Origin of the sequence: Vibrio sp. 10N.222.54.A3 (assembly GCF_041474095.1) — a bacterium.
Taxonomy (GTDB): domain Bacteria; phylum Pseudomonadota; class Gammaproteobacteria; order Enterobacterales; family Vibrionaceae; genus Vibrio; species Vibrio crassostreae_C.
On the sequence record NZ_JBFRTN010000169.1, the window covers coordinates 1 to 6,294 of the forward strand.

Annotated in this window: 6 protein-coding genes and 4 tRNA genes; 3 read left to right on the top strand and 7 right to left on the bottom strand. The window is 43.5% G+C overall.

The window, feature by feature from the left end:
• From AB4507_RS22725 to AB4507_RS22745, 5 genes are all read right to left on the bottom strand, one after another.
• The coding region (locus tag AB4507_RS22725; protein ID WP_242456805.1) for a GTP-binding protein at window positions 1-142 on the bottom strand (142 nt) is incomplete at its 3' end.
• 95 nt (window positions 143-237) lie between these two features.
• Window positions 238-313, bottom strand: a tRNA-Thr gene (locus AB4507_RS22730).
• A 13-nt stretch (window positions 314-326) separates the two neighbouring features.
• A tRNA-Gly gene (locus tag AB4507_RS22735) sits at window positions 327-401 on the bottom strand.
• A gap of 39 nt (window positions 402-440) precedes the next feature.
• A tRNA-Tyr gene (locus AB4507_RS22740) sits at window positions 441-525 on the bottom strand.
• Between the two features lie 44 nt (window positions 526-569).
• A tRNA-Thr gene (locus AB4507_RS22745) sits at window positions 570-645 on the bottom strand.
• 210 nt (window positions 646-855) lie between these two features.
• Here AB4507_RS22745 and coaA point away from each other — a divergent pair.
• Window positions 856-1,779: a type I pantothenate kinase gene (gene coaA / locus AB4507_RS22750; RefSeq protein WP_017066910.1), complete on the top strand. Its 924-nt coding sequence runs from the start codon at window positions 856-858 to the stop codon at window positions 1,777-1,779.
• A gap of 7 nt (window positions 1,780-1,786) precedes the next feature.
• On the opposite strand, the gene birA is transcribed toward coaA, so the two are convergent.
• On the bottom strand, window positions 1,787-2,752 hold the full coding sequence (gene birA / locus AB4507_RS22755) for a bifunctional biotin--[acetyl-CoA-carboxylase] ligase/biotin operon repressor BirA (protein ID WP_017059800.1): 966 nt from the start codon (window positions 2,750-2,752) through the stop codon (window positions 1,787-1,789).
• On the bottom strand, window positions 2,749-3,795 hold the full coding sequence (gene murB, locus AB4507_RS22760) for a UDP-N-acetylmuramate dehydrogenase (RefSeq protein WP_017059799.1): 1,047 nt from the start codon (window positions 3,793-3,795) through the stop codon (window positions 2,749-2,751). The genes birA and murB overlap by 4 nt, the downstream gene beginning before the upstream one ends.
• Window positions 3,796-3,861: 66 nt before the next feature.
• On the opposite strand from murB, the gene AB4507_RS22765 reads away from it, so the two are divergent.
• Window positions 3,862-4,293: a GNAT family N-acetyltransferase gene (locus AB4507_RS22765; protein ID WP_372183469.1), complete on the top strand. Its 432-nt coding sequence runs from the start codon at window positions 3,862-3,864 to the stop codon at window positions 4,291-4,293.
• 91 nt (window positions 4,294-4,384) lie between these two features.
• On the top strand, window positions 4,385-5,725 hold the full coding sequence (gene pssA, locus AB4507_RS22770) for a CDP-diacylglycerol--serine O-phosphatidyltransferase (RefSeq protein WP_372183471.1): 1,341 nt from the start codon (window positions 4,385-4,387) through the stop codon (window positions 5,723-5,725).
• The last annotated feature ends 569 nt before the right edge of the window (window positions 5,726-6,294 follow it).

Consider the following 6,294-nt stretch of genomic DNA (forward strand, 5'->3'; position numbering starts at 1 on the left):
CGAAATCTTTAGCAACACCACCGTACACTTTTGCAAGAGTAGTACAGATAGCAGCAGTTAGAGTTGTTTTACCGTGGTCAACGTGGCCGATAGTACCAACGTTTACGTGCGGTTTCGTACGTTCAAATTTTTCTTTAGACATGGGGTGTCCCTCTAGGTACGGATTAGGTGGCTTAAAATAAGACCACGCAACCAAAAAAAATGGTTTTCTTTATTAAAGGAGAAGAAGCTTTAGACTGGTGCTAATACCCAGAGTCGAACTGGGGACCTCACCCTTACCAAGGGTGCGCTCTACCGACTGAGCTATATCAGCACACAAAATGAGTTGGAGCGTGCAGCGGGAATCGAACCCGCATCATCAGCTTGGAAGGCTGAGGTAATAGCCATTATACGATGCACGCAACACGTAACTCTGTTTGAGCTATTTAACCTTTAGAATATGGTGGAGAGGGACGGATTCGAACCATCGAAGGCAGTGCCAACAGATTTACAGTCTGCTCCCTTTGGCCACTCGGGAACCTCTCCAAATTTTGAGCTTTCTCTCGCTTGCCTTATAGGAAGGGAGAAAGTGGTGCCGACTACCGGAATCGAACTGGTGACCTACTGATTACAAGTCAGTTGCTCTACCTACTGAGCTAAGTCGGCACAAGTGGGGCGCATTTTATTGAATGATTTTCCACCTTGCAATAGTAAATTGAAAAAAAGTGCAAAATTCTCTGACCAAACTCCTACATACGGCTATTTAGCTCAAGGTTTACGTCTTTAACCCGCATCTAGTACAGGAAGATATTTTATTTATCTATCGCTTGATGTATTTTCCATGCACTTGTTTTGTTATCCACTATAGAGTTTTGTATGAGCCCATTTATGTCATTTGACCGCGAACGTTGGTCTGAGCTAAGGAATTTAGTTCCGATGACACTTTCTGAGAGCGACTTAAAAGAGCTTCAAGGCATCAATGAAAAGCTCACAATGGAAGAGGCAGTAGAGATCTATCTACCGCTATCTCGTCTATTGAACCTCTATGTGGCAGCCAGACAGAATAGAAACTCGGTACTCCACCAATTTCTAGATAAGAAAGAGAAAGCGCCACCTTTTATCATCGGTATTGCGGGTAGCGTAGCTGTTGGCAAAAGTACCACTGCGCGTCTGCTTAAAGCCCTACTCTCTCGCTGGGAAAACCACCCAAAAGTTGAACTAGTGACAACCGATGGCTTTTTATATCCAAACGAGGTGTTAGAAGAGAAAGGGTTGATGAGCAAAAAGGGCTTTCCTGAATCTTACGATATCAAGCGTTTAGTGAACTTTGTTTCGGATGTAAAAGCTTGCAAGAGAAATGTCACAGCCCCTGTTTACTCGCATCTTACGTACAATATTACTGATGACGTTAAGTGCGTCGACCTACCAGATGTGCTTATTATTGAAGGGCTTAATGTTTTACAAACCGGAATGAATTATCCACACGAGCCACATCGCGTGTTTATTTCAGACTTCCTTGATTTCTCACTCTATGTTGACGCTGATAGCCAACAAATCAAAGAATGGTACGTCAATCGCTTTATGAAATTCCGCGATGGCGCGTTTACTAAGCCTGGCTCTTACTTTAGTCATTACACTAAATTATCGAACCAAGCCGCATTGGACAAAGCAGAAGGTATCTGGAGTTCAATTAATGGCTTGAACCTTGAACAAAATATCCTTCCGACAAGAGAAAGGGCTCACCTGATTCTACGTAAAGGCGCAGATCATATGGTTGAAGAAGTGTTACTAAGAAAATAGTAACGCCTTAGTCGCCTTTTCTTAGCGATATCTCGCCACCAATATAGCTCTCGACACCATTCTCAGTTTTGAGCAATACAGCACCTTGTTCATCGATGCCTTGAACAACACCTTCAATTTCTCTAGGTCCAATGATCAATCTAACATTGCGACCTAAGAAATTATCCAAGCGGTTCCAACGCTCTAAAAAATTGGACATTCCTTTCAACTCGTAGTCGACAAGTGACTTATCCCAAGCATTGATCAGAGCCTGCGCTAACTGGTTACGGTCTGGCACCTTCCCATCACACACTTCTTTAAGGGAAGTCCATGGCTGGCCAATACCTGATGTTGTTGGATCCATGGATAGGTTTAGCCCTAAACCAATCACAATATGCGCAGCGCCGCCAGACTGTCCTGACAGCTCGACCAAGATACCTGCAAGCTTCTTGTCATTGTGGTAAAGGTCGTTCGGCCATTTAAGCTTTACACCTTCTACGCCCATCTCTTCCAAAGCTTCAACAACAGCTACACCAACCACAAGGCTTAAGCCCATTGCGGCAGCCATCCCCGCGTCGAGTCTCCAATACATTGAAAGATAGAGGTTTGCACCAAATGGTGATACCCACTCTCGTCCACGGCGTCCACGACCCGCAGCTTGATATTCAGCAATACAGACAGAACCCGATTCGAGGGTGTTAGTGCGCTCTAATAGGTGTTGGTTTGTAGAACCTATGATGGGAATGAGTTCAAGAGAAGCATCGCGACTAACTGCAGACAATTTGTCTTGGTCAAGCATATCCAAACGACTGGCTAGTTTGTAACCCTTGCCTTGTACTCGGTAGATATCTAAACCCCACTCTTGAATACCTTTAATGTGCTTACTGATAGCCGCTCGTGATACGCCAATCATTTCACCTAGGTCTTCACCTGAATGAAACTCACCGTCAGCAAGACATCTCAATAGTGCAAGCTTGGTACTGTGCTCTCTCATGCCAATGACTCCAAAGCCTTATCCAAGTTTGTCTCGCAGTCTCGTCCCATAAAGCGCACTTCATGTTCCAATCGAATATCGAATTTATTCAAAACGGACTGGCGCACTCGCTCTGCAAGCTTAAGGATATCCACAGCAGAAGCCTCATCATAATTGATAATAACCAATGCTTGGTTGGGGTGAACCTGAGCGCCACCTTCTGTCACACCCTTGAACTGGCATTGATCAATCAGCCAGCCAGCAGCAACTTTGATCATGTCATTACTCTCATAACCAACCATATTTGGATATAGAGCTAACAAGCGATCAAAATGATCTTTGGTGATCACAGGGTTTTTGAAGAAGCTACCCGCATTCCCTTGTACTCTAGGGTCTGGCAGCTTACTTGAACGGATAGCACACACTTCATCAAATATAGTGCGAGGGGAGAGCGTATCGGCTGCTAGGCTTTTTAACGGGCCATAGTGATTGCATGGCTCCCACTCTTTCGGCAACGTTAAACCAATCGCAACAACAATCGCTTTATCGTAGAGAGCGTGTTTGAAAATAGAATCTCGGTAACCAAAGAGACACTCTTCTTTGCTTAATCGCTTAACTGTATAAGTATCCAGACACAGGATATCGACATACTCGCATACGTCTTGTAGCTCAACACCATACGCACCAATATTCTGAATCGGAGCAGAGCCGGAACAGCCGGGTATCATTGCTAGGTTTTCTAGACCACCCAGCCCTTTATCCACACTCCACTCAACCAAGCTTGGCCAATCCTCGCCACCACTCACATGCAGTAGGTGATGACTGTCCGTCTCGGCCAGCTCAATCCCGGCTAATTTATTCACGATGACCAGGCCAGCGAAGTGCTCAGTAAAAAGCATATTACTGCCCTTACCCAGTATTAACTTAGGCAAAGCTGACCATTTAGGGTCTTTGTAAAGCGAAATAAGTTCTTCGGTAGTGGTGACTTCAACCAACGCATCACACGTCTGATCGATGGAAAAAGTATGAACATTTTTTAAACTAGCATTGAGATGGAATTGCATGGCGATATTCAATTAACTTACACTGCGGTCATTCTACAGCAGATAAACCAATGGCGCAGTGACTGAATGAACAATGTCATCATTACTCAATTAGACCCAGTAAAGGTTCCCCTAGTTAAAAGTTTCTATAAAGAACATTACCCAACGGGAAAAGCGAATAAGAGTGAACTGATCTATTCGTTATTGCTGAATAACGAACTGTGCGGTGTCGTGCGTTTTCGTACAATAGAAAATAATCGCTTACTTACCGGTATGGCGATATCAAAACAACATCGTGGTCAGCAATTAGGCTCCCAGCTTATGGATTATTGTGCGCAACATACGCTTACGGAAGATGATTACTGCTTTGCGTACGCTCATCTCACCAATTTTTACGCGCGACACAAATTCGTACAAGTAGACCCTAAAGATCTACCAAATGGTTTAAGAGTTTTATACGAGCGCTATTCGAATAGCGGAAAAGATCTCATTCCTATGCATTATCAGCAAAATTGTTAGAGAATGCCTCGATTATCTAGTATTTGGTGCTATCCCTTTGGTAAAATTAAAGGTTCGCAATTTTGCATATTTTTAAGGTAAAACAGTCAATATGATTGCCAGTAGGAATCCATTCATACAGTTGCCAACCATAGCGCAGAATCCTGACAAGTTTGAAGTACTACTATCAGCGCAAGAGTTTCGAACTCGCCTACTTGATGAAATATCTCGCGCAACGACTCGTATTAGTTTAGTCGCTTTGTATCTTGAAGATGATGAGGCTGGCCGTGAGATCCTAACTGCCTTATATGAAGCAAAGCAAAAGAATCCAGAATTAGACGTGAGCGTTTGTGTCGATTGGCACCGGGCGCAGCGTGGATTGATTGGCGCAGAGTCTTCTGAAGGCAATGCAGCCATGTATAAAGAGTTCGCAGAGAAATATCAACATTCTGTGCCTGTCTATGGCATTCCCGTTCGCGGCAAAGAAGTCTTTGGCGTATTGCACTTAAAAGGCTTTATCGTCGATGATAGCGTGATATACAGCGGTGCAAGCCTTAACAATATCTATCTGAATTACCATGACCGCTATCGCTTTGATCGTTACCATGTTTTAAACAATGCAGCTCTTGCTGACTCAATGTTTGCCTACGTACACGAACAGATGGTTGCGGACAGCGCTGTTTATGACCTGGCTGATAAGAACAAGCCTGCGACCAAAGAACTGAAACCAGCGATTCGTCAGTTTCGAGCATCATTGGCAAGGTCTCAGTATCAATTCGAAGGGCAAGAGGTTTCAGCAGAGCAAGTGGCTGTAACACCATTGGTTGGTATCGGTAAAAGACGTAACCGTCTGAATCAGGGAATCAACCAACTCGTCGCTCAAGCTAAAGATGAAATCTTCATCTGCACACCTTACTTCAACTTCCCACCTAGCCTAGCTAAAGAAGTGAAGAAAGCACTTAAGCGTGGCGTAAAGGTCAGCATTGTTGTTGGTGATAAGACAGCGAATGATTTCTTTATCTCACCAGAAGAAGAGTTTAAAACGATTGGTGGTTTGCCATACCTTTACGAACTGAACTTACGCCGTTTCGCTAAAGCGAATGAAGCTCATATTGCTAGCCGTAATCTATCAATTCGACTTTGGCAACACGATTCCAATAGCTTCCACCTAAAGGGCATTTGGGTAGATAAGCGCTACATGCTACTAACAGGTAATAATCTAAATCCACGCGCATGGAAGTTGGATCTAGAGAACGGTATCTTTATCCAAGATAACTACCATCACCTAACAGACAAGTTTCAGGCTGAAGTGGATAACATCCTTCAACACACTCAGCTTATCTGTACTTATAAGCAGTTAGACAAGATAGAGAGCTACCCGATGGAAGTTCAGAAGTTGATTCGTAAGATCACTCGTGTAAAAGCCGACAGAGTACTCAAACAAATACTGTAGTCAGTGTATTAGAAACACTAGTTATCAACGCCTAGCACACGCTAGGCGTTTTTGTATCTACGAGATAGCTATTTAGGTTTGTTTGATGGTCTTTCGAATCAACATCTCTATTTATGCATAGTGAGTGTGATAGCTTGAAGTGTTAAGCATCCTACCTTTTCCTTAGTCAGTCTCAGGGTTCCAGATACGTGTATCAGGTATGGTTTAGATAGCAGCTAAACGAGTACCAATACGAACATAATCGACAATTACCCTTTACGTATTCAAGCAATAAAGTCTCACTCCTTAGGGCGAAGTACGTACGCGATAGAGAATTTCACATAGTAAAACAATCAGATTAGTGCTCTGCTCTATTTAGCTTAAGAGTTAGAAGTGACCACCTATATTCCCAAGCAGCACCTCCCGATATATAGAGAAGCACTTCATAGCTAGCGATAAGGATCTACTACTAAAACCCAAAACACATACGCAGGAAACGACGAAAGCCTAGTAGTCAGACTAGGCTTTCTGATATGTGCCGGAATAGCATGAAGTGCAGGGGCTCGGTGTCTTTATACCAATTAAAGTAA